This is a genomic window from Butyrivibrio sp. WCE2006, assembly GCF_000701985.1.
GTDB lineage: Bacteria > Bacillota > Clostridia > Lachnospirales > Lachnospiraceae > Butyrivibrio.
This window is the reverse complement of sequence record NZ_JNKH01000004.1, coordinates 15,945-39,961: the sequence shown is the minus strand read 5'-3', so window position 1 is coordinate 39,961 and position 24,017 is coordinate 15,945. Positions and strand designations below refer to the sequence as shown.

Genomic DNA, 24,017 nt, shown 5'->3' with positions numbered 1-24,017 from the left:
GAACCCGATGCATCAGGTTCTTCCAAGTGTAATCCGAAGATAGCCACTACGATTCATATAATTATAATAGCAGATAACCCCACATGTTTCAGCACTTTTTTGGCATATAATTCTCTAGTGAAATTTTATCAGAAACTTCCGTGGGGAATTTTATTGTACCTAAATTTAGCCCCTTAGCTACATGTCGTATTTTGGAATATACTTTATTATCTCCATAATCACGTTCAAATATAGCAAGTACTTGGGACGGAGCATTTGTTAATGTTTTAATGTCTTTTTTTAATGCTGATACAGGTACATATTCATGTATTTTCTCGTCCATTCTGAGACCTAAGCATAAATTTACACCACCTACCACTTTTTCTACGTATAGATATGGTTGGTTATTGTTGCTATCACCAACTATTTTGGTTATAGATGTAAATTTGGTTATTGCTGGAAGAGCTTCAAGCTTAAGCTGAGTGGTTCCATCCATTCGCATTACTATTTCATCACAGCTAAGCTTTTTCTCAACACATTTTTTATAAAAGAATTCTGAATGATGATCAAGAAGTTTGCCAGCCTCATCAATCATATTAAGACCTGTTAAATGCTGATAGTTTCTTGCGAGAAAAACAACTTCTATGTACTTAATCATATTTGTATCTTTGTCTCTATAGATAATGATAAACTGCTTATCCTCAAGAGATGATTTATAACTTGACGCGCAATTTATAGCAATTCTTCTAGCTTCATCTATGGTATATCCGCTCATATAAGCTCCTAAAAAATCTTTACATTTTAAAAGAGAGTGGTCACACCATTGTGTGACTCGCTCTCTTTAATGGCTAATTTTAGTGTTGTCTGCCAACTGCTATAAAGCAAAGTACAGGTTTTAGTGTTGCCTGCCAACTATCGATTGCATCATCAATCGACAAGTGTTTCAGATTATAGTGTTAGCCTCACTTAAGAAAGCACGCTTTCTTAAATAAAATGTACCTTTTATAAACAAAAAAATCAATGCGTAATATATCCAAAAATAATTGAATTTTTAGTTACGTTTTATACTACAGTCGGGAGTTCACCATCAAAAGTTGTAAACGAGGTGTAAATCAGATATCCATCTACCCGGAAATGGCTTATTTATGCCACTTTTAGAAGCGGGTACATATCCTGCCGTGGCAGATGAAAAGTACCTTTATCATTTTTCGTATCCTTTACACTTCAGAAGTTTTTTCAATCGTAGTTTTGCGCATATATTTCATATCTCATCAATATTCGTAGGATTGATTTACTTTCCTAAGTGCAGCCACATAATCGCAACCTTTTTCTTTCACGTCTTCCGGATTTATCGGATAATGGACATTGTAAAGAACCCCTTTATCTCCAAACATATCCTCCATATAATCCTTCTCTATATGCCCGCCTACGACTTCAAGGCAGATCATAACATGATCATCACCCGGTACAATTTCTTTCTCCCACAAATACCTACACTCAAGGTTCATGAAACATTCAGCGACCATCGGCGCTTCTACCCATGAAGCTTTCTCCGCAGTAAGCCCTGACGAAGTTATCTCATCCGCCTCGAACTGATTGTTCTGTATTGTCTTCATGCAGGCTTCGTATAAATCAGATGACATGAAATTTAGCACTGCTACCTTCTTTTCATTTAAGCTTTGGTAAAGATGTCCTCTCTTATTCACACTGCATAGAATCACGTAATACCCGCCTCCATGATTCGCACTCGTAAACCCTGCCCATGACTGCATCGTAGCATTTGGCTGTCCATTAGATTTATAGGTTGTGACAAGAAACATCGGTGTCGGTATTCCCATTATAAATTCTTTCCAATCAAATCCGAAGTTTTTTGCAAATTCTCCGTATGTCCCACTCATAGATTCAGGCATTTCTTTGTATTGGTATTTCATCTTTTTCCTTCCCTCCTTACAAAAGCCAACATAAGAATTAACTTCAGTCTTATCGACAACCTTCGACTATTCGAGATGATCAAACTACATACTGAAGATCTTTTTTAGCGTTCACCACCACGTATATTTCTCCCGTTCTGGGGTCTGTTTTCTCCTCAGACCTGTAGTCAAACTTAAACCCGCATGCATCCTGCAATCCTCTTGAAGCCAGATTTTTTTCACGGCAACTACAGTGAAACTCCTTCGCACCTTGATTTCTTGCCTCATCGCACAATGCATTTAGAATCTGTTTTCCATATCCTTTTCCGACAAAGTCCGGTCCAATGGCGATTCCCATATCCTCATATACACCAGTATTGACCTCACGCATGGATGCCCATCCAATGGCCTCTAATCCGCTTTCCGTTTTCAGATATACGGTAAGCGCATACTTTTCTTTACTTTGAAAATCAAGAGTCCGAAGCATCCTGTCCTTTGATTCTTCCTCAGAATCATCGATCTTCCATAGCATATATATGGCAGACTCCGGTCGGCTTGTTATATTTCGGTACAGCTGCTCCCAGTCACCAAATACAGCCTTTTTCATGATCAAATTGCTTGTCTCTATCACGACCTCTGAATAATCCGGCATAAGATCATACTTCCTTCTCCATACTTATTGAATGTACGTAAAATTTTCCTTCAGAAAATGACGATATTCTGGATGGTCTACAGCTTCTTCATATTCTTGTAGGATTGTTCTTCTGTTCCATTCTCTCATCTTCTCAGACATTTCATCGTATCTCATGATTGCTATAAGCCCTTTTTCTTCTGCCTCGAGAATTGCTTGATATGCATCCAGAATAAACTCCGAACCTGTTACTTTTACAGGTTCGGAGCTCGATGCAGCATCCGGTATCCTGATTTCAAATCCGGAATCTGTAATACTTTCTACGCTGTAGATATATCCCGAAACACTCTTATATGTCTTTTCAAGCGCGTCAGGATAATACTCCTGCAGCTGCTGTATCCCATCTTTGGTAAAACCGTACGGTCCCCATTTCTTCCATATTCCATCATAGACAAAGCCTGTTTCCCTGCAATACTTCTCTATAGCATTGCTAAGATAAACAAGCGTATTTTCTCTTTTAGTCGAGAAATAAACCAGCGGAACATGATGATCCGATACCCTCGGCTCTAATTGCTTAATTCCTTCAACCTGGGAAGCATGATAATACATATCTAACCCTCACGTTTATTCTTTTAATTCACGTTCTATTTCTTCAATAGACGGTAAAGTCCCTTTGAAATTCTCCGGCATAAGATCCGATAATTCATACTCTGATATACCTACGGAATCATAAAGATATTCATTTGCGCCACAACCTGTGGCGTAATTTCAACCTCACCTAATTGCGCCACAGCTTGTGGCGTGATTGTCTCTTCAGAATAAAGCCTATAGAAAGAATGGCTTGTTTCCGTCATTTCTTTAGGTCGTTTCAAATCCTGCCGTGGCAGACGAATAGAATTCTTATCATTTATCTTTGCTCCTTGAAATTCTGGGTTATTCCCTGTAATGCGCACCGTTGCGGGATTAGAAAAGTGTTCACATATCACGGTGACAGAACTATAATATCACAGTTTTTGTAATAGCTACGAATATCTGGGAAAATCATGGACATGAAAAGTAGTCAAAAAGTCAGGCACATTTTTGATTCTGAGAAATGATAAAGTATCTACTACCACTTATTTGTCTTACCAAAAATTGGACTTATGAAGATAAAAGTACGATGACGTTGTACTTTTGAGTAAAAGAAAAAGACGCATAAACCATATAGTTTATACGCCCTGTGCCTTAACGCTCTTTCATCAGTTCCAAAACCTATTCCATTCTAATGTTCTTAGCTTCTTTAGAATCCGTAATCATCCCCTTATACTCAAAACCATATAGTCCAGCAAAACGTGACATTGTAAAATCACAGGCTTCCAACTGCCATTTCTCCGGAGCAGCCCCCTGCATTATAAAATACAGCTTCTTTCCTTTAAACTCACCTTGTCCGATTGGTCCATAGCAGCGGTCAAGAAAATTTCTCATCAAGCCACATATATTATGCCAATATAATGGTGAACCCATAACTACAGTGTCCACCTTTTTGATAGCTTCGACAATATCATCGAACTGATCATCAGCATATTCCTGTCCATATGCATATATTTTATAATCGATCAGGTTCAATGTCTCATATTCCTTGCCGTCAAGAAGTTCCCTCGCCAATTCTGCTGTATTTCCGTTTTTATTTGGGCTTGCATTGATAAATAAAATGCTCATTTTATATCCTCCATCTTTTTGCTGTTATATTAGAATTCCAGACCTTTTACCCAGTTTGTCACATCTTCTTCGGATACTCCTGAGCGGAATCTCATGCCTTCCTGCCATGTTCCGCTTCCGGCCATCTCTTCTAATAATTCACCGCTTTGTCCAAGTCCTGAACTTGATGAAGTACAGAAAGGAATTACTGCTTTGCCCGAGAAATCATTAGATGTAATGAACTCATTTACAGGCCAGGCTGCAATGCCCCACCAGATAGGATCTGTCATCACACCCACATTTGTTCCGATATGAATGGACATAAATACAAATCCCCAATAGGCGCTCAACATGTGGATATTTCGGAATATCTCATATCCGCTGCTTAGGTTTACAAAGGCAAATACATACTCCGAAAGCATGATTCCACTTATCATGGAGCCCAGCATAGTTATAAGTATTATTAATACAACTATGGTCTGAAATAATCTGAACAATGCGTATTTTCCTTTAAATATGCTTTTAGACCACTTCCTGTTGAGCACATGATGCAGGATGAAAAGAGCCATCATTCCCATGCCAAGCCACTCATGAGCCTGTCTTCCCACAAGCTCATAAGCCATAAGCAGCATCAATATTATGGTCATCCCGATATCAACTAAAACTTTCACAATCGTATTTGTTTTCATTTACAATAAATCATTCCCTAATTCAATTAACAAGTGCCGTAATACTCTTAGTGCAGGTTGAGTACAAACTTTACAAAACCAGGATCATCATGATTTACAATCTCGCTGTGTCCAAGGTCTTTGGAAGCTACTGTTTTCATCTCTTCATCTGTAAGATCAAAATCCCATATATCAATATTTTGTTCCATACGCTCTACATGTGTGGACTTTGGAATAATAGATACGCCTCTCTGAGCATTCCACTTAAGGACTACCTGTGCAGCACTCTTACCGTACTTATTTCCAATTGCTGTAAGGTCAGGATCTGTGAAAATACCATGTTTTCCCTCCGCAAGAGGTCCCCATGCCTGAGGTACTACTCCATAGGCTTTCATGTTCTCAAGGGCGCCCTCCTGTGCAAAGAAAGGATGAAGCTCCACCTGATTGACTGCAGGGATCACTTCCACGGTTTCACAGAAGTTAGCCAGAATAGCCGGATAGAAGTTAGCTACACCGATAGCCTTTGTAAGGCCTTCTTTATATGCTCTTGTGATTCCTCTGTATGCTGCAAAGTAATCTCCCATAGGCTGGTGAAGAAGAATAAGGTCTGCATAACCCATATCAAGCTTCTTAAGGGAAGTCTTTACTGCTTCATATGCAGTCTCTTCAGTCTTCATATCGCTGACCCATACTTTGGTTGTGATAAAAAGTTGATCTCTTGTTACAAGGCCATCTTCAATAGCTTTTTTAACTCCTCGTCCGACAGCCTCTTCGTTCATATATGATGCTGCAGTATCAAGAAGTCTGTAGCCTGTCTTTATGGCATCGTAAACTACTCTCTCACATTCTGCTGCATCAGGAATCTGAAAAACTCCAAAGCCTTCAAGTGGCATTCTTGCTCCTGTATTAAGTGTTACGTATTCCATTTTGTATACCTCCTGTTAATATAAAGATCAACGAGTCAAATATTTTTGTTCCTACAATCCCATCTTATCAGCAGCTTTTTTATATGTACAATGCCAATTGGGTATTGTGCTATACTTAAAACGTATAGTAATGTTATTCCAAGGAGTTTTCATATGATAGAGATATATTTACTTGAACAATTAGATGCTTTCGCTAGATACGGTACTTTGTCAAAGGCTTCAGAAGAACTGCATCTGACTCAGCCATCACTTACAAGATCCATGCAGAAATTAGAAGAACTTCTCGGAGTTCCGATATTTGAGCGCACCAAAAACAAGTTATCATTAAACGAGAATGGATTACTGGCTGCAGATTACGCGAGACGCATACTAAATGAAGAACAGCACATGATAGATCACCTTCGTGCCCTTGAGAGGAGTAAAAGAACTATCGCAGTCGGTTCTGTTGGTCCGGGACCTCTTATGGAGTTTATCCCTTCTCTTTCAGCACTATTCCCTGACATGTCAATAATCTCAGAAAACAAGCCAGAAGATGAACTGATATCCGGTCTAAGGAACAACCAATATCAATTCATTATCCTTTCCCGTCCATTAGAGGATGATGAATTCATTTGCGAAAAATATGATTCTGAACAGCTTTACGTTTCACTGCCAAAGAGCCATCGGTTTGCAAAAAAGAAAAAGCTTTCTTTCCGTGAACTAAACGGCGAAAGCTTTTTAATGCTGTCTGAAGTAGGAATATGGGATAAACTCGTTAGGGAAGAAATGCCCGATTCAAAGTTCATAATACAAAACGACTATGACGCTCTTGAACAACTTATAGAATCCTCAATTCTGCCTAATTTTGCCACCGATATAACAATTCGCACTTATGAAAGCATGAATCTCCCCGGCAGATCCATCCCAGGCAGAGTGCTCATTCCGATTACGGATGACAGTGCCACTGTTGTTTTTTATTTGATCTCAGATAAGAAAATAGCTTTAAAATACAAAGTTAGAAAATAGCTCTGCAAATAAGTTTTTTCATTTTCGCAAGCAGGGCAAGTTTCTTAAACTCATTTGTTTTACCTGTCATATCCGGTCTCCAATGTTATTTACAACACAAATCATGTCCTTCCACGCATCTTTTTGTTCTCATACTTGCCTCTGGCAGCCAATCCGATCGTCCCATCAGAAATCAGAGCGGTAACATATCCCGCAAAACTGAAATCAAACCCGATACTTACCATATTTATAATCGCTAAGATCAGCTTTATTCCATCTGCTGTCAGAAGCATATAGAATATCGTCCATGTTTTTTTCTCTCCAAGGTCTTTTCCAAAAGCCATAAGGAGAAGAAGGATAGTCTTACAGACATTAAGGACACTGATAATGATCATCCATATATTTACTTGATAGAAGCACAGATCAATAAAGATCGTCAGTACACATACTGCAACATTCAGGATCAGGAACAGTTTATAGTATACTGCTGCCTGCTTTGTATATCCCTTTACCAGGTATAAAATACCGACGATCAGCATAGCCAGAATCACCAGCATCATAAACGCATTGGCCTGATTTGAAAAGCCTGCGGCATTGGCATTAATGCTGTCGATAATAAAATGTATCATGGCTCCCATGGTACCGATCATCATCAATGCCATTAGTGCCAAGTGAATCATTATCAATAAGCTTGCCTGTTTCTTTTGATTAGTCGTCATATAAACTTATCCTCCTGTATGTATATTTTAATGCTTAAAAGCTATCGTGGATACACAGTTCATAAGTATGGTCTTTCCGCTTCCCGATGCCCCCATAATAGCCACAAATTCACCGGATTCCACGCTTAAAGATATACCATCAACGGCTTTGGTAATATTGCCCTCTTTGCCGTAATACTTTTCAACGTTTTCTATTCTTAATAATTCCATTTCCCCACCTCATATTTCCAAAAACTTTTTATCAGAAGTCCGGTTCTCTTTTTCTGAGCAGAAAATATGATACAACTATAGAAACAGACTTATGAACATTCCTGCTGTAAACAAGGGGAATGCCCCTTATTCAATACTCCTCCACATTTCAAAAAAAATATACGTTATATTGATTATAACGTGTATATTGATAGAAAATATTAAAATAGAATAAAATTTAAATATTTCATATAAGGCATCCATATCCTCGCTTCCACTTGCCAATAAAAAAAACAGACCTCATCACTTACACTGATAAAGGACTGTTTTACACTTACTTTTCGATTTCTTTTAGAGAATCTATCATAATCATGATATTTAAAATCTTCTTATAGCATAGTTTCACTTATTACGCTTTTAAGCGTATCTGCCGATAGCTTTAGAGCCTTTTCTTCATTTTCATTCAGGCTGATCGGAACGGTTCCTTCAACCCCATTCTTTCCTACTATGGCCGGCATACTCAGTGCGACGTCTGAAATACCATGATTGTCATGCTGAATACTTGACACAGGAAGAATTGTCTTCTCATCACGTACTATAGCTTCACAGATTCTTCTCACCGACATTGCTATCCCGTAGTAGGTTGCCCCCTTCTTCTCAATTATCTCATATGCGCTATTCTTGACATTGTCAGCAATTTCTTTCATGGCTTTCTCATGCTCAAAATGTCCTCTCATCTCGCAGAAATCATGAATAGGTATTCCTGATACATTTGCACTGCTCCATGCAGCAATTTCGCTATCTCCATGCTCCCCAATAATAAAAGCATGTACAGATCTGCTGTCCACCGAAAGATGCTGTCCAAGAAGGTATTTGAATCTTGCAGTATCAAGTGTTGTACCTGAGCCAAACACTCTGTTTTCCGGATATCCAGAAAGCTTCCAGGCTGCATATGTCAAAACATCCACAGGATTTGCCACTATAAGCATTATTGCGTCCTTATTGACCTCAGCTATCTGTGGAATTATAGCCTTGAAGATTCAGAGTCGTCTCTTAATTGTGGCTGGTGCATACAGATGAACAATCAAGTTTTACTTAAAATGCCATTACTCAGAGTTTTTACGCAAATAGAACTCTCGACAGCCTTAGCTCTTTTGAAGCAAAGGCGCTGAGTTTCTAAAAAGGAATTCCAAAAGCTTTTATTTCAAAGTTACATTCAGATAACCGGAAGGACTTTTCCTTCTATAAACTGCACTCTGTCAAAAATCCTGGGTTTAAATGTTCCGGTCATGCCTACAGAAATATTCTTTTCTTTATTAACATAGATAATGTTACCGGAATCACCTATCGCTGCAAAAACATCCCTGTCATCGAAAGGTTTATACCACAGATATCCATAGTTCATAAATCCCATTCTCTCATCAAGCTTAAGATGGACTTTAAGCATATCACTCAGGTATTCTTCCGATATTATTCTTATCCCATCATACATTCCGCCATTAAGCACAAGCTCTCCTATTACCGCCATCTCTTTTGCAGACATGCACAATCCCCAGCCTGCAGTCACCGCCTGCTGCGGATCAGAATACCACTCAGGTTTTCTAGGATTCTTATTCATAAAGAAATCAAACTGATCCTCTTTGGAGCTGTCACCATGCAGTATCCGTTCAGAAATCCCCAGTGGAGTAAAAAGATATTTATTGGCAAAATCAATGCATTTTTCCCCGGTGGATCTCTCTATTACGCCTGCAAGAATTTGAATCCCAAGCGTGGCATATTTAAACTCTCCTGTTATACCTTTGCGACCTCCAAGAAAGTCAAGCACAGTCAGTGTCCAGTCATTTGATGTACATACTTTGGTCCATGGTTCAGATTTGTACTTATATGGAGCAGTCATCGTAAGAAGATGTCTGACTGTCACCTCATAGATTGTTTTCTCCCCACGCTTAACAGTATAATCCGGAAAGAAATCCATAACCTTCTGATCAACATTCTTTATGTATCCCATGTCCATAGCTATACCTGCAAGCAGCGCCATGATTCCTTTGGTTACGGAATTGACATTCATCGCATCTTCGGTCTTAAAACCATGCCAGCAATCATCGAATGCAGTTTTTCCATCTTTGATGGCATATATCTGACAGATATTGCTCTCATTTCCTGTGCTTTGCAAAATGAAGTTATGCAGTTGCTCCTTATTCATAAATCAAAAAGCCTCCTCTTAGGTAAGATTTGGACGTCCTAAGAAAAGGCTAATCGAATTAAAAATTCTTTTCAAGTAAAATTGCAAGTAACTTACAAATGTCAGCACTATATTATATGCTCATAACTCATTTTATAGTCCACTGTGTCCGTAATTCTCCAATCTGATTTGCCCCAAAAACCGAGATGAATGCAGATTTATCTTTAGGCATCTTAGGAAAAAACAAGATTATTCATTTAAACAGTTTGCGCCACCGGAGGTTTCCATGGTTTGGGAGTCAATAGCGAAGTCTTTTCAATTAACTTTTTCTCTATTATGAAAGAAAATACACACCATCTTTTCTCTCCAAAATTCCTTCTGCGATCATGTCCCTTCTAAGAGTACAAAAATCATCATGAAAATCGGCAATGATTAAATTAACTTCTTTCTCCGTATACTTTTTTCCTTTCTTAAATGCTTTTCCTATTTCTTCAAGAACAATCTTTTCCTTCTTACGCTGACTGGGAATAGATTTGAGTTTCCCATATTCGAAAAAAGCATCAATAACCTTCTTGCGGTATGCATCATCACGCTCTTTTTGTAATTCACTTTCGGAGGTCTTTTCACTTAATATATCAATGATATTTATTGAAAAAAGCTCTTTATTTATGGAATACATGGTATAGTACTGTTCCTTGTAGGATTTGACCGCGCCTGCATCTTCAAGTTTTTTAAGATGGAAGGAAACTGTGGCAGAGGTCAGCTCCAAACGCTCTGCCAGCCGCTCAACGTACATATCTTCCACCATAAGCGACTTTAATATAGACAGGCGTGATTTATCGGCAAGACATTTAAAAAAGGCTATTGTTTCCTTATCTGTCATATACCCCTCCCGGCTCAAAATAATTCGTCAAATTTCGCTATGATACTGTCTGCTACCTTTAGTTTTGCTTCTTCTATCATGATCTTTTCTGCGTCATCATGCTCTTTTGCTTTAGACAGAGAATTCCTCCACTGCGTAGGAATGTTAACTGAAAGCTTCTTAAAGCCATCTTTAAAAGCCTGTTCATCTCCACCGGATTGCTTTAACGGAACATCAATAAGTGACGTGAAAACATCATAAATATTCAGTGCCGCGCGATATGCTTTCGCTTCGTCCTCTCTGTCGTCAGCCATAAGAGAAGCTATCTGCGCCTGCGCTTCTTTCTTCCCTTTTGCCATAAATTCTTTTAGTTCTTTAATCTTGCTTTCCATAATACAAGTCCTTTTTCATCAATATGTTCGTTGTGTTTGTATGAAGAAAGTTCACTGCTCTTTAGGCCATTTACTGTTATTTACCTGCTGCTATAATTTTATCCTTTTTATTTGCATGTATTAAAAATCTGACTTCTTGCGGGCAAAAGCGGAAATAGCCTGCAAAAATCTGGCTTTAAAGAATTTCTCCAAAATTAACAAAATCCATATGGAAACGGGTTTTGTTAGTTCCGCCAAACAAATAGTTCATTCCAAGTCCTATATGAAATGTTCCAAGTGCATCTTCATCAAGAGATGCCCCTTTTCCGGAGTATGTCACAGCAGGATTCATGCCTATTCCAAGCTCTCCGACTACCCTGGCTCCTTCCTCCTGCCCGGAAAGAAACTCATTAAAAGCTGTGCAGTTAGAGTCTGTCACTCGCCCATCCTTCACAGTAATTATAACATCATCAAATACTCCAACATCTTCAATGAACAGATTCTTATAAAAAACAGTTCCGCTTGTCTTATCTTCTAAAGGTGCTATATAAATCTCTCCACAGGGAAAAGCACCCTCGCCGGCATCTATGATCCACTCTCTTCCTGTAACATCCATGACCAGAGTGCAATCCTCACCGGTTCTTATTGTTATTTTATTTGTATTAAAGCTGTCAATCTTCTTTTTGCAGTCTGCGGCAAGTGCTTCGTAATCCACATTAAAAGCATTCTCCATTTTAACCTTATACTCTTCAAAGTTTTCGCCGGCAAGTGCAGCGTTAGTCTGTGATGGCATAGTAATCTGTATTAACTTATCATGACTGCTCATGAATGAAAACAACGCCCTGAGAACCTCAGCAAAAGCAGGATATTTTTCTTTATCAAGCCCTCTTGGTGGCATCCCCGCAGGTCTTTGAAGTATATCTACAACAACTGTACACTCTTTATAAGGATTAAAAAAGTTGTCATTTATATTTTCAGCTCCATTTTGTGCAAGCTGAATCAGATATTCTTCTGTGAAATCTATAGTCTTATATTTTACCCCTTTGTCACTGAAAACACTTTCAAACAGTTTAAGATCACTGTCATCACCCTCACTCCAGTAATTAAGTAAAACTGTGTCATCACCGGTTATCTTCATGGCATTAACCATTTTTTCAATAATGTTTTGATTCATATCCATTCTCCTAAATTCTTAATTTTATCTGAGCACAAGACATTTTTTGATAAATCTTGTGGTGACCATAGATTCCATTTATTACGCTTTACGAATCTATTGCTATCTATTTAGATGCATGTCTAATTATTTTTTTATTTATACATCTATAAATATACATTGTCAATATTATTTAGATAGTCATCTAAATATATTATTGATATTATATAGGCATTCTAGAATATGGAATTTTTATATAGATTTATATAGATATTCTGGAAAATGACATTTTTATATAGTATTATATAGTTGTAGGCAAATTATATAACTATTACAAAGGGTAAAAATTTCATGGCAACAAAGAATCCATATACTATAAGTTTTGGAAAGATACCGTCAAAGTATCTTAGCAGAAATTACATAATTGACAGCATTGCAGAAGATTTGGAAAGTGATGCTCCGGACGAGCAGGCATTTAAGCTTACAGGAATAAGAGGAACCGGAAAAACAGTAACCTTGACTGCGATTGAACAGCACTTTAAAAAAGACGATGATTGGATAGTGATAGATATCAGATCTGACTCAGATATAATAAGTGAGCTCGTTGCACATTTATATAGTTCAGTTCCGATGATATCTGAATTTATAGATGCAAATCTTAATCTTACAGCTTTTGGAATTGGGTTAAATATAGCTAAGAAAAAACCTGTAGCAAGTCTGGACTATGCGTTGGAGGTTCTGCTTAAAGAATTAAAAGCTAGAGGGAAAAGACTCCTTGTCACAATAGATGAAGCAAGAAAGGCAAAAGGAATCATCGATTTTATTCAGCAGTTCCAAATATATATACGAGAAGAACTTCCTATTTTTGTAATTGTTGCCGGTCTCTATGAGGATATAGAAAGCTTGGAGAATGCTGATGGACTTACCTTTTTCCTTAGGGCAAGCAAATACGAGATGTCACCTCTTAACATGACCTACATACGAGATGATTATCAGGATACGCTTGGAATCGATTTTGAAGAAGCTGAAAAAATGGCTTTTTTAACTAAGGGCTATGCATACGCTTATCAGACTCTTGGTAAATACATGTGGGATTCAAAGGAAAAGCATCTGACAAAAGAAGTCTTAAGGAAATTCGATGAGATGCTTTCTGAGAAGGTCTATAAAAAAATATGGAGCGAGCTTGCCCCGAAGGATAAATGGTTTTTGCAATTCATTATAAAAAAGGAAACAATGGAGGTGACAGAACTACTTGAAATAACAAAATCTACACATAGTTCCTGGTCAATTCCAAGAAGCAGACTAATAGAAAAAGGAATTATTGATGCTTCAAACCGTGGCAGTATTTCTATTTGCCTTCCAAGATTTAAGGAGTTTGTTGAAAGTCTTGGTCCCCTTCCGGAGTTTAAAGCATAAAACTATGACTTTTTGAGGGCAAAAGAGGAAATAGCCCTCAAAAATCCTGCCTTTGGCAGGATACGTCCCTCGCTTCGCGAGAACCTAGTCCGGTACGGTTTCTGTTTTTCTGAAGAAAAACAAAAACCTATGACTTTTTGAGGGCAAAAGAGGAAACAGCCCTCAAAAACGGCAGGCGTCATGTACAAAATGCAATACCTTCGTATAAAAAATTATTCTCATGAGAGTTCACGTCTTCTTTTCATAAAGTCGCGGACATTCCTGGATTCATTAATATCGAGTGCAAACCCAAGTTTATCCGCAACAAAAACCGATAAATCTTCAAAGTAATCGTACATGAGGAAGATTTTCTCCCACATATCTTCATATGTCCCACCTGCAAAAATTCTTTCAAAGCGGTTCATTTCATCCTCAGTCAGGTATTTCTTGAGATACTTGGAAAATGCGCCTGTTGTTACCTTAAAATCATTGCAGACTCCTATTTTCCAATTAATCATCTTCATGAACATATCCATCATCAGATGCTCCATAGAGTATTTCGCATAGTAAAACTGCTGCCTGCAAAGTCCCTTTGTGGCATAATTACTGACCCACCTGAATTCATTTACGGTATTATAGAATTCAAATTCACTGGGCTTTTTTATAAAAAATACATCATTAGCCGTAATGTCTTTTAATTCTTTATAATTATCTTTGTTTATAAGTACAGTTCGAGGCTCGGTAAATTCTTCCTGTTTTCCTATTTCCGATACATCAATAAAAGTCAGATCAATTCTGTTTCCATCCTTATATTGCGTCAGATAAGCATAACGACTTTTTCCATTGTAATCATAGGGTTCCATGTACCAGTCATCCGGTGTCTGCATGATAAGGATATCACCAAATCTTTTCATATAATCCTTATCAGATGTGAATTCTCTGATATCAGAAACAAAAAAGGTTATGTCAAAATCTGAAAAACCATCTCGTAATGCTCCCGGTGTAACTACAGAACCCTCCATCGTTGCAGCGCGAATTCTTTCATCTTCTTTCGCCGTTTTTATTATCAGTTCATACATCTCATCATAAGTTTTCATATCGCCCCAACTTTCTCAGAATGCTTCTTAAAACATTTTTCATCCAGGTGATACCGCGTGCGGTTAATCACTTATGATGATTTTATCATTTTGCATTATGGTTTTGGAGCATAACATATACCCAAACAAGAAATATCAGAAATCCGGATCCTTATAAACTGATTTCTTCTCCATTGACATAGAGCTTGTATCCATTAGATATGATACCTGATGTATCTCCATCAAAAGATGAAATGTAAGTATCAGCAGTAAGTGTCCATGTGCTGTCTGAATCCAACTTAACAGCAACCTCCCCTACCTCTGTTGAAACTGTATCACCCTTGGCATTTACAATCTCTCCGCTGATACTTCCTGTAAAAGATGATCCTTTGGTAAGGTTAAGTGTGAGTCTGGAATCACTTCCTACAAGAATTGTTCCTTCCAGCTCCTGACCTGTTGCATTCATAGTTGCAATATTTGAATCTCCGTTCCAACCATCTGCGCAAACTGACAAAAGAATATTATCAGTATCCTCATTTACAATATTCACTCCATCAAGATTGATCACAGCATTGGTATTTGTCACATGAAAAACATGACCGTTTTTACTGGTAAGAGTTCCACCATTCATCGTGAATGTAGAAGTTCCGCTGTCTGCATCTCCTGACATAGACTGGTATATCATGATACTGTCATAAAAAGTAGCATTCCCATTAGTATCTGTATTATTGGCAGTGAGATCGCAGTCATTTAGAGTGATTGAGTTAACACCTTCTATGCATACGCCCTCAGAAATATTCGAGATTAACTTTGCATCAGAAACCGTTATGTCTGCAGTTGAATAAATCGAAGGTGATCCAAGCCCGTTTGTTGTGTATGTTCCACCATCTACAGTAACAGTTCCACCACCTCTGTCAGTTCTGATAGCTGCAGAAGATCTTCCACTGGTTGTAACCGTAAGATTTGAAGCCTTTGTGATTCCACCTCCGGTTGTCATAATACCACCTGAACCATCACCTGTTGTTGTGATCGTTGAATCAGAGATTACAACCGTTGTACCATCACCTTCTTCGCCATTCTTTCCACCATTACCACCATAGGAAAATACCCCATTTGCGCCGTCGGCATCTGATGTAATATCTGCGCCTGTTATAGTAGTTGTTGTGCCATCCTTTACAAGAACTGCTGCATTTAGTCCATAGAAATTACAGTTATCTCCACCATCTGAATCTCCTGTTTTAGTAACAGTCGCATCAGTTATTTCCACTTCATCAGATGTAGTTATAAGAAGTGCACTTTCATCAGCGGTCGTGCTCTCATAGTTTTCTCCGCTCTCTTTATCCGCAGAAGAAATAACTGTTGATGCAATATAATCAATATCCGCACTACTGCTTCCACCACCAAATCCACCTCCGGGAGCACCTCCTTCAGGCTCACCATCAGGTGGATTTCCGGGTGCCTCTCCATCAGGGGGATTTCCCGGTCTCTCTCCATCGGGTGGATTTCCCGGCGCCTCTCCATCTGGCTTTTCTCCCTGAGGTATCTCTCCATCTGGCTTTTCACCATCCTGAGCCTCTACTTCGCTGTTTTCTCCATCCGACTTGTTCGCATCCTCCTGCTTAGTATCATCAGTTGTGGTATCTTCATTCTCGATGACAGTTGTCCCCGATGCTACCGTTGATTCATCTGCACATGCTGACAACGAAAAGCACATCATCATAATTCCTGCAACAGATATAAATTTCTTTATCTTATTCATTTTCATTTATTGAAGTCTCCTTATATGTTTTTCTTTATCGCTACTATAAGACTCCAACCTTAAATAAAACTAAAAGTAAAAAATAAAAAAATGACAAACAGTATGTTAGTTATTTACTACAATTAAGCTATCCTGTTAACTTGCGCATTAACTTGCCTTATTACATATGCGTTGTAATTTTCAATCTCCGTAGTTTAATTAACCATATCTCTTTCTTGATACACCTCTTTTCTCCTCTCAATTGCTTCTTCAGTGAGCTGCTTTTGGATATCCTTTTTCTTGTAATATTCTTCCAACTGCTTCTTCTGTCTTGCAGCCCTTTGGGCTCTTCGCTGCGCATTGGTATTATTGTTTCGCTGCCTGTTCTGAGTACTCTGGTTCCTTATCTGATTCATAGTCTCTTCAAGTTTCTCATCCTCTGTCAGGAGTTCTTCCTCACGTCCCTTTATAGCCATGTCCACATGCTGAATTGTTCCGGCTTCACCGTTTTCTTTAAGGAACATACCTGTTTTTCTCACCTTCCCGTCGAGAACCTGATCACCACCATCAAGCCTGAATTCTGTTTCTTCAGCTCCAAGGAAAATAGCTCCTACTCCTGCATCCTTAAGGTTCTTTAATTCATCACTATCTTCTGTTTTATACCAGACTTTTAGCTTATCGAATACTTCATCGTTTTCATCAATCCAGCCATTTCCATCTGTGTCATATTCAGTAAGGTCTTTAAAACCATCTCCACTTTTTACTCCAAAAAGTTCATTTCCATCATTAATTTTTCCATCATCATTTTTATCAAGAGCAAGGAATCCACTACCTTTAGAAAGTGTGGATATTTCATCCTCCTTTCCATCAGAGTCCAGATCAAATTTGAATTTCGCATCGTTAAGACCTGTTGTTTTAGCACCGGTATTAATGATAAGCGGATCAAACAGAACATCCATTGGTGAAGCCATGGGCACAAAAACCTCAGATACTTTGCACCTCTCCATGGAAGTACTCACATTTACATCTATTCTTCTTCCGTCTTTAGTCGTCACACTCCCCTTTGCCTCATAAGTTGTTGTTTCCTGCTCAGTGGTCTTAGAAGTAATTCCCACAAATCCTACATTGCTGCCTTTTCCGCTTTGTCCGAAGCTCTTTTCATAATATCTGTTAGCTGTACTATTTATCTCGCTTTGATCTATTTTCATGACTAATCCTTTCTGCCAAACAACGTCACCAGGCTAATAAAACATCCTTTGTAAGGTACTAAAAAAGCACTCAGGTCATTTCAATCCATTTACCTAAAGTGCTTTCCATAGCTATCTTTATAATATTACTCATCAAATTCCAGTGAAGTTACTCCTCGCTTTACTCTGCGTTACAACCTGTTTTCGAGGTACTGCCATATCCATAGTTGTTCCAGCCGTAGCCACCGCCGATCTTACTCATTAACACACCAAAATAATCCATATCGTAATACATATGTCTTACCCCCTTTAAGTAGCGCACCTGGTGAAGTCCTTTTGAGCCTAGTGCAAAACAAACCTATGCAATTAACGTTATTTTTCCAAGTTTAAAGCAGTAGGTACTCGTTAGCTTTGCTTTCACTCTTAGTATCGTCCATGGATGTGAGGGTTAAAATAGCTTTGTCACAAATGGTCTGTTTCATGTAGTAAATAGACGGCTAATGCTGTTTATTCCATCTGTATCATTACTTTTACTTTAAAAATTCCACCATCAGTTTTTATGCTCATAGTGCCAAGGTGTCTGTCAGCAACACGTTTTATACTTGAAAGGCCGATTCCATGAATGTCTGTAAAATTACCTGCCCCATCAGCGCCTTTTTCAGTGGTTTCGTTGCTTCTATTCTTTTCACTGATGGGAAGACCAGTCTCTTTGTCAAAAACAATTTCTCCGGTATATGGATTAGCTGTCATGATTATGAATACGTTATTTTTCCTGTATCCTTTAAGGGTGATGTATTTTTTTCTGTCAGTTACCCTGTCTGCACCACTTATAGCATTGTCCAGAAGGTTCTTTAGAATTATGCCAACATCGTATGAAAAATCTGAAGAGACTTTTCCCAAGATTAACTCGCAGTCAAAAAGAATATTTTTATTTCCTGCTTTTCTTGCAGCAGCACTTATGATTATGTCTGAAATCGGATCTCCTGTATGAAAACTCTGATCGGCATTTTCAAATTCGACATTCATCTTTTCAAGATAATCGCTTGCATCTTCTATCCGCCCGCCTTCAATAAAACCTTTAAGAGCAGTTAGTTTACCTGCCATATCGTGCCTTAGCATGCGCATATCTTCATAATAGCTTTTTGCGCTCTCAATCTCGTTTTTCATATAGCCTGTCTGTCTGATGATCCCCTGATACTCAAGTGCCTCTTTTTTAATAGTCCTAAACTGCTGCCATGTGGCAATTGCGAGCATCTCACCTACAAATATAACAATTGCAAAAAGCGGCAATTTGTAGTGGGCACCCTTAACTTCATCCATAAGAATAAACACTTCATCCTTTAGCGGAACCACCGTAAGATCAATTATCAGATAAGTCAAAATCATGGATAATACAGAAAAAGATGATAAGAACATGGCTTCAGTCCAGGTCATATCATACCTGTGCCTTACCACTTTCCAAAGGGCAAACAGTTCTAAAGATATAATGACTATTTGTAGTGCGATCATCGTAAGAGTCCAGTATTCAAGCCGCATGGAAACTGCATCTATGATATTCACTGTTTCATATTCCAGATTTCCCATAAAAAGCTTTGAGAGAAAATCCGACACCCCATTTGTCAGCAGAAAAAATACGCAGTAGATATTTTTCCATAAAAAGAACAGGAAAAACATCACCGGAAGCATTTTTCTATTTAATACAAAGGTAAATATAATAATTGTTAAAAGATTTATTGCTACATGGACCCCTTTTACTCCCGCCAGCAAGGGAATATCTATCATAATTCCTGCAAAAACAAGCGCACATAGGAGCGACCGTACTTTCATGGACATCTTTTCTCTGGGAATAAAAATCATAAGTAGCACTGCAAAGATGCATATATGAATCACCGTAGCTGATATACCATATAGCTGTTCTATCATTTGAAATGAGCTTACTTCCATAGCTGCTCCTTTTATTTTGAAATGTATTCCATGTAACTGCTTAAGAATTCCTGATATTTATATTTTGACATCAGTACATGGCTGCCGTCTGCCATTTCTGCCTCAATGCGGTTATACTTCCTCACATACTTCATCTGTATGAGATAACTCCTGTGTATTCTGAAAAAATCATTGCCAAGTCTATTCTCCCAGTCGCTGATTTTTCCATAGGTTTCAATATTTCCAGTCTTAGTATGGACAATGATCTTGCGATTAGCGCTCTCAATATAGTAGATTTCATCAATATTAAGTGAAAAGACTGATCCTCCAACCTGAATCATTATGCTTTCTGTATTATCTGCTTTTGCAGCATCAATCAAAGCCAACTCCTTTTCTGCTCGCTTTAGTACATTTTCAAGTTTATCTCTATTTACAGGTTTAACGAGATAATCAAAAGCGCTTACACCAAAAGCATCACCTATCCTGTCTGGTATACCCGTGATGAATATGATGAGCGGTTTTGACATTCTGGGGCTCCTGCCATTTGCCCTTATTTTGGCACTGATTTCTTTCGCAACGCACATTCCATCCTTTTCGCCCATAGCTATATCAAGAAACAAAACATCCAGTGTATCGATGTCCGCTTTTTCCAGCAGCTCTTCCCCGGATGAAAATTGTTTCACCATAATTTCAGGATTCATTTCATATAAATATGTAATAATCAACTGTCTGGAACCGGCTTCATCATCACAGATGCCGATTTTCAACTTAGTATTTTTCTGAATCATATCAACTCTCATTTTCTAATACATATTGTTTTCGGGAATATATAGTTTCTAAACAATTATATCGACTATTGTTATGTCACATAAACTGCTTGTCATGAATAGTCACTTTTTTGTAGTGAATGGACTAAATACAATAAAGGTGCGTATCGAAAAACTTACGCACCTTTAATTTCAATTTATTATTATAGTGAATGAACTACTATGCTACTATTCAGGAAGCCCCAAATGGTAGCAGGACAAATAGGCTGAAATACTATGCCGCTTTGTGTCGATGCTTTGCGTCAATTCTTCCTATTACGGTCATGCGCATAATTACACTTTCAAATCGATTCTCTTGTAATGAGTAAGCAGTTTCTCCTTTTCCTCTTCAGTCATTCCATATGGAGCCTTACTTTTTAACTGGTCACCTTCCACTGTTTCCAGTTCTTCTGTAACTTCCGGGTTTTCTGCCGTCTCAAGGTCCGCAATATCTTCAGTTTCTTCCATAAGTTCTTCCGAAGCCTCTGCCAGGTCTTCAAGTTCTTCCATGGTCTCATCAAGCATGTTCATAAGCACCATCCTTGTTTCTTAACAGCGGTTTATCAAATGGTTCAGACTTCAGTATCCACTACGCTCCCCACATCTGCCTGAGCAGTTTCACTGGTCATGATTGGCACATCAGATCCACCAAGTGAAAGCATCACTCCGCTGTCTGATCCGGATGAGGACATTACCGTTTTTCCCACATTTTCCTTTTCAGACTGAAGCCTGTCAAAAAGAGCCTTAAGATATTTTAGGTCTGCTTTCAAGATATCTCTTGCTTCATCACTGCGGTGCTTTACCTTCAGCTGCTCCAGATCCTCAGGAGTCATTGCCCCTGAAAGGGCCTCTTCCATTTCGTCAAGTTCCTCATCAAATTCAGCTGTTTCCTCTGCCATCTCCATCATTTCATCTTCGGACAGTTCCAGTTTTTCCATAAGAGCTTTAAACTCTTCCTGCTCCAATTCACGAACTTCTTCCTGCGATTTAACATCTTCCATAGAATCCTGAGGTTCTGCAGGCAACTCTTCCTCACACTCCATGTTCCGCTCTGCTGTTTCTTCCATCTTTAAATTCTTGCGTTTCTTATCGCATGCTCTTTGAACCATCTCTGCATGAAGTATAGCCCTTGCGATTTCTTCTTCGTCAACATCACCATTCTTCAGCTGCTTTTTCAGCATACCAATCTTCATGCGGATGCTCATTGATACCTGGGCAGCCTTGGAAGAAGTCTTCGCACTTAGTACCTGTGAAGAAACCTGTTTGAAACTGTAACATGCAGGTCTTTTTTTCTTTCCATTTGAAGAAGTTTTACGAGGTCTGGATATAGAAATTGTTCCAACATGATTACCGCTTAAGTCATATAGCTTCTTGACGTACCGCTCAGTATTTCCTCTTATCTCATGTTCAAATCCATACATAACCATCGCCACCTTTTCATTCACATTCCTAACGTTTTATGCCTTAACATCAACACTGTGTCCACCGGCATCTGAAACTGATACCGATATCTCCGCTGATGATGGTGGCGTGATTTTTTCATCTATATGCGGTATCTTCGTAGCATGATTTGACTCTGAAATAACCTTTGTCTTTGCGCCGCCAACAACTACTGTCTTCACATTTGTATCGCCCAAAGATGCTGTATCTGTGCCTTCTGCTGCGGCATTCTCTCTTGCGGCTTCCAGCCTAATCTCGTTCTCTGCAGCTCTTTCCGCACTCTTCTCCTGAATCTTCTCTGCCTGCTTTTTCTGCTCCGCATGCTTAGCCTCTCTCTGGGCTTCAAGCTTCTCATTTCTCTTCTGCTCCTCTGCATCAGCCTTGGCAGCTTCCTTCATATCCTTGTTCATCTCTGACATCTGACTCATCTGCTTGCTTGCAATGTCATCCACTTTCTTTTCAGTTTCAGCAAGTTCTTCCTTCTTTGCTGTCGTATCAGCACCTGAAGCTTCATCTCTTTTTATCTCAGAATCCAGAACACCGGCTTTTCCTTTGAGTTCTTTTCTGACACTCTGCTGAAGCTGAATCTGTTTCATAGTATTACCCGCAGAAATAAGTGACTGCGTCATCACATTTGTTATAGCCATCACAATACCTCCTTGTATATATGAAAAAGTAAACTACTATCTTACTTTCTGCTTCGGAATGCCATTTCTTTATGTTTATAGGAATTGTGTGAATGGGCTTTTTTCCAGTGTGAATGGACAATTCTTCTATCCACCGGAGGCTCTAAAGTAAGCGGCAGATAAATCTGACGCTTACTTTATGATGGCATAACCATCATTACTGTGGTTCTGACTTCATCATCATTCCGAATGATTTCCATCGTCCCAAAATATTTCTCTGCCACCTTCTTAACATTACGAAGTCCATATCCATGTCCCTGATTCTGATCTTTATTTGACTTAGGAAGCCCTGTGGCTTCATCTATAAAAAGAGCACCGTCAAAACTGTTCCTGACCTCAATAAAAAATATCTGCCCCTTCATGACAGAAGATAGATTTACCCTTTTCTCTGCACTTTTATGTGCTGCTTCAAAAGCATTGGAGAGTATGTTTCCAAGTACAACGCTGATATCATAAGTGGAAATATTTACATTTTGAGGAAAAGCAAAACTACTTGAAAACTCCATACCTTTATCCAATGCATCCTTCTGCTTTTCAGATATGATCACATCCGTAACAGGATTACCGGTTTTAACCAGACTTCCGCTCTCCGCAAAATCCTTTTTTATAGCTTCCAGATACTCCTTTGCATCCTTCTCATTTCCCGTAGCAACCAGTTCTTCCAGCACAAGAATGTGATTATTTATGTCATGTTTTATGCTTCTGATTCCCTGATAAAGACCCTCGATCTTATCAACATGATCCTTCATATCCTTTATCTGTCCGGCGATCACAGCTCTCTGAATCCTGTCCTCCTCGGATTCCTTGATCCATCCATAGGACATAACACCTGTCACAATCGCTGCAAATGAAAGAATCTGATACCCGGCTACAAGTCCCCTGTAAATTGTGTGCTCATTCCACAAATAGACAGAAGTATCCATCTCATAAACGTTTGTCAAAAACTGAATCACCCAATATCCTGATGCTATCGACAGATATGGTGAAAGAAGAAGAAACAGTTCCTTTGCGGTCATGATTTCCTGCTTATTTTTATAAACTCTGTGCAGGAGCTTTATCATAAAATAGAGGACTGCATTTTCAAGGACAATATTTAATGCTTCTAAAACTATAAATGCAGCAAACTGTAATCCGATTCGCTCATCCGGAATTTTGCCTAATGTCAGTTTCCATATCTGATTCCATGGCTCATTTATTACTCCGGATGCAATCCACAGGATCAGGTAGGAACTCACAGCCAGAAATATCTTCTGCAGCTGATTATATCTGTCTGCAACAGTGCATAATGAAAATGAGGCAACTATTCCTATCCCATAGGCTACACTGCTGCTTATCTCATAAGGAATAAGTAACAGCAGAAGCATTGATAAAAAGAACGCTGTCATAACCACATATCGGTTCTTTTTTTCACGTAAAAATGGCTTCACAAATATGCTCATCATTCCGGCATTTACTATAAGATTCATGATTCTAAATGCCATATTTGCAATATCCCAGTATTTTTCCATATCCATA

Annotated in this window: 23 protein-coding genes and 3 pseudogenes; 2 read left to right on the top strand and 24 right to left on the bottom strand. The window is 38.6% G+C overall.

The genetic code is table 11. The annotated features are described in order from the left end of the window. Window positions 1-88: 88 nt before the first annotated feature. The 8 genes and pseudogenes from T501_RS04430 to T501_RS04400 all read right to left on the bottom strand — a co-directional run bounded on the left by T501_RS04430 (window position 89) and on the right by T501_RS04400 (window position 5,791). The gene (locus tag T501_RS04430; protein ID WP_044913553.1) at window positions 89-754 is read right to left on the bottom strand and encodes a PBECR4 domain-containing protein; all 666 of its coding nucleotides are present in this window, start codon (window positions 752-754) and stop codon (window positions 89-91) included. Window positions 755-1,250: 496 nt separating this feature from the next. Then, window positions 1,251-1,910 (bottom strand): flavin reductase family protein, encoded by a 660-nt coding sequence (locus tag T501_RS04425; RefSeq protein WP_049946219.1) that lies wholly within the window; start codon window positions 1,908-1,910, stop codon window positions 1,251-1,253. Between the two features lie 79 nt (window positions 1,911-1,989). Next, window positions 1,990-2,541, bottom strand: a complete 552-nt coding sequence (locus tag T501_RS04420) for a GNAT family N-acetyltransferase (protein ID WP_044913552.1) — start codon at window positions 2,539-2,541, stop codon at window positions 1,990-1,992. Window positions 2,542-2,565: 24 nt separating this feature from the next. Continuing rightward, a complete protein-coding gene (locus tag T501_RS04415; RefSeq protein ID WP_044913550.1) occupies window positions 2,566-3,129 on the bottom strand; it encodes a hypothetical protein in 564 nt (187 codons plus the stop codon). 15 nt (window positions 3,130-3,144) lie between these two features. Then, a pseudogene (locus T501_RS22830) lies at window positions 3,145-3,243 on the bottom strand (PDDEXK nuclease domain-containing protein); the annotation flags it as partial. Between the two features lie 528 nt (window positions 3,244-3,771). Then, entirely contained in the window at window positions 3,772-4,218 is a 447-nt protein-coding gene (locus T501_RS04410) for a flavodoxin family protein (RefSeq protein ID WP_044913548.1), read from the bottom strand. Window positions 4,219-4,247: 29 nt separating this feature from the next. Continuing rightward, window positions 4,248-4,868, bottom strand: coding sequence for a flavodoxin (locus T501_RS22005; RefSeq protein WP_442856340.1), 621 nt, complete (start codon window positions 4,866-4,868; stop codon window positions 4,248-4,250). A gap of 65 nt (window positions 4,869-4,933) precedes the next feature. Next, window positions 4,934-5,791, bottom strand: coding sequence for an aldo/keto reductase (locus T501_RS04400; protein WP_044913547.1), 858 nt, complete (start codon window positions 5,789-5,791; stop codon window positions 4,934-4,936). 153 nt (window positions 5,792-5,944) lie between these two features. On the opposite strand from T501_RS04400, the gene T501_RS04395 reads away from it, so the two are divergent. Next, window positions 5,945-6,796 carry a LysR family transcriptional regulator gene (locus T501_RS04395; protein ID WP_044913546.1) on the top strand — a complete coding sequence of 284 codons (852 nt, stop codon included), beginning with the start codon at window positions 5,945-5,947 and terminating at the stop codon, window positions 6,794-6,796. Window positions 6,797-6,897: 101 nt separating this feature from the next. On the opposite strand, the gene T501_RS04390 is transcribed toward T501_RS04395, so the two are convergent. The 7 genes and pseudogenes from T501_RS04390 to T501_RS04360 all read right to left on the bottom strand — a co-directional run bounded on the left by T501_RS04390 (window position 6,898) and on the right by T501_RS04360 (window position 12,272). Then, window positions 6,898-7,494 (bottom strand): hypothetical protein, encoded by a 597-nt coding sequence (locus T501_RS04390; RefSeq protein WP_044913544.1) that lies wholly within the window; start codon window positions 7,492-7,494, stop codon window positions 6,898-6,900. A gap of 42 nt (window positions 7,495-7,536) precedes the next feature. Then, window positions 7,537-7,704 (bottom strand): annotated as a pseudogene (locus tag T501_RS04385) (ATP-binding cassette domain-containing protein); the annotation flags it as partial. 368 nt (window positions 7,705-8,072) lie between these two features. Further along, window positions 8,073-8,723: pseudogene (locus T501_RS04380) on the bottom strand (lactate/malate family dehydrogenase); the annotation flags it as partial. 176 nt (window positions 8,724-8,899) lie between these two features. After that, complete coding sequence (locus T501_RS04375) at window positions 8,900-9,886, bottom strand: serine hydrolase domain-containing protein (RefSeq protein WP_044913541.1); 987 nt, start codon at window positions 9,884-9,886, stop codon at window positions 8,900-8,902. Window positions 9,887-10,199: 313 nt separating this feature from the next. After that, the gene (locus tag T501_RS04370; RefSeq protein ID WP_026511575.1) at window positions 10,200-10,748 is read right to left on the bottom strand and encodes a DUF2087 domain-containing protein; all 549 of its coding nucleotides are present in this window, start codon (window positions 10,746-10,748) and stop codon (window positions 10,200-10,202) included. Between the two features lie 14 nt (window positions 10,749-10,762). Beyond that, on the bottom strand, window positions 10,763-11,119 hold the full coding sequence (locus tag T501_RS04365) for a hypothetical protein (protein ID WP_026511574.1): 357 nt from the start codon (window positions 11,117-11,119) through the stop codon (window positions 10,763-10,765). A 175-nt stretch (window positions 11,120-11,294) separates the two neighbouring features. After that, window positions 11,295-12,272 (bottom strand): aminopeptidase, encoded by a 978-nt coding sequence (locus tag T501_RS04360; protein ID WP_026511573.1) that lies wholly within the window; start codon window positions 12,270-12,272, stop codon window positions 11,295-11,297. A gap of 330 nt (window positions 12,273-12,602) precedes the next feature. Between T501_RS04360 and T501_RS04355 the strand changes: the two genes are divergently transcribed. Beyond that, complete coding sequence (locus T501_RS04355) at window positions 12,603-13,667, top strand: ATP-binding protein (protein ID WP_044913539.1); 1,065 nt, start codon at window positions 12,603-12,605, stop codon at window positions 13,665-13,667. 218 nt (window positions 13,668-13,885) lie between these two features. Here T501_RS04355 and T501_RS04350 read toward each other — a convergent pair whose 3' ends face one another. From T501_RS04350 to T501_RS04310, 9 genes are all read right to left on the bottom strand, one after another. Then, a complete protein-coding gene (locus T501_RS04350) occupies window positions 13,886-14,743 on the bottom strand; it encodes an aminoglycoside 6-adenylyltransferase (RefSeq protein WP_044913537.1) in 858 nt (285 codons plus the stop codon). A gap of 151 nt (window positions 14,744-14,894) precedes the next feature. Continuing rightward, entirely contained in the window at window positions 14,895-16,487 is a 1,593-nt protein-coding gene (locus T501_RS04345; protein WP_044913535.1) for an ICP22 family protein, read from the bottom strand. 188 nt (window positions 16,488-16,675) lie between these two features. Beyond that, window positions 16,676-17,668 carry a hypothetical protein gene (locus T501_RS20005; RefSeq protein WP_050008132.1) on the bottom strand — a complete coding sequence of 331 codons (993 nt, stop codon included), beginning with the start codon at window positions 17,666-17,668 and terminating at the stop codon, window positions 16,676-16,678. Window positions 17,669-18,154: 486 nt separating this feature from the next. After that, entirely contained in the window at window positions 18,155-19,591 is a 1,437-nt protein-coding gene (locus T501_RS04335) for a sensor histidine kinase (RefSeq protein WP_044913533.1), read from the bottom strand. An 11-nt stretch (window positions 19,592-19,602) separates the two neighbouring features. After that, window positions 19,603-20,358, bottom strand: coding sequence for a LytR/AlgR family response regulator transcription factor (locus T501_RS04330; protein ID WP_050008131.1), 756 nt, complete (start codon window positions 20,356-20,358; stop codon window positions 19,603-19,605). 312 nt (window positions 20,359-20,670) lie between these two features. After that, the gene (locus T501_RS04325) at window positions 20,671-20,907 is read right to left on the bottom strand and encodes a hypothetical protein (protein WP_155994784.1); all 237 of its coding nucleotides are present in this window, start codon (window positions 20,905-20,907) and stop codon (window positions 20,671-20,673) included. Between the two features lie 41 nt (window positions 20,908-20,948). Next, window positions 20,949-21,797 carry a hypothetical protein gene (locus tag T501_RS04320; protein ID WP_155994783.1) on the bottom strand — a complete coding sequence of 283 codons (849 nt, stop codon included), beginning with the start codon at window positions 21,795-21,797 and terminating at the stop codon, window positions 20,949-20,951. A gap of 36 nt (window positions 21,798-21,833) precedes the next feature. Then, a complete protein-coding gene (locus T501_RS20000; RefSeq protein ID WP_050008130.1) occupies window positions 21,834-22,463 on the bottom strand; it encodes a hypothetical protein in 630 nt (209 codons plus the stop codon). Between the two features lie 176 nt (window positions 22,464-22,639). Continuing rightward, complete coding sequence (locus T501_RS04310; RefSeq protein WP_044913526.1) at window positions 22,640-24,016, bottom strand: sensor histidine kinase; 1,377 nt, start codon at window positions 24,014-24,016, stop codon at window positions 22,640-22,642. Between the last annotated feature and the right edge of the window lies 1 nt (window position 24,017).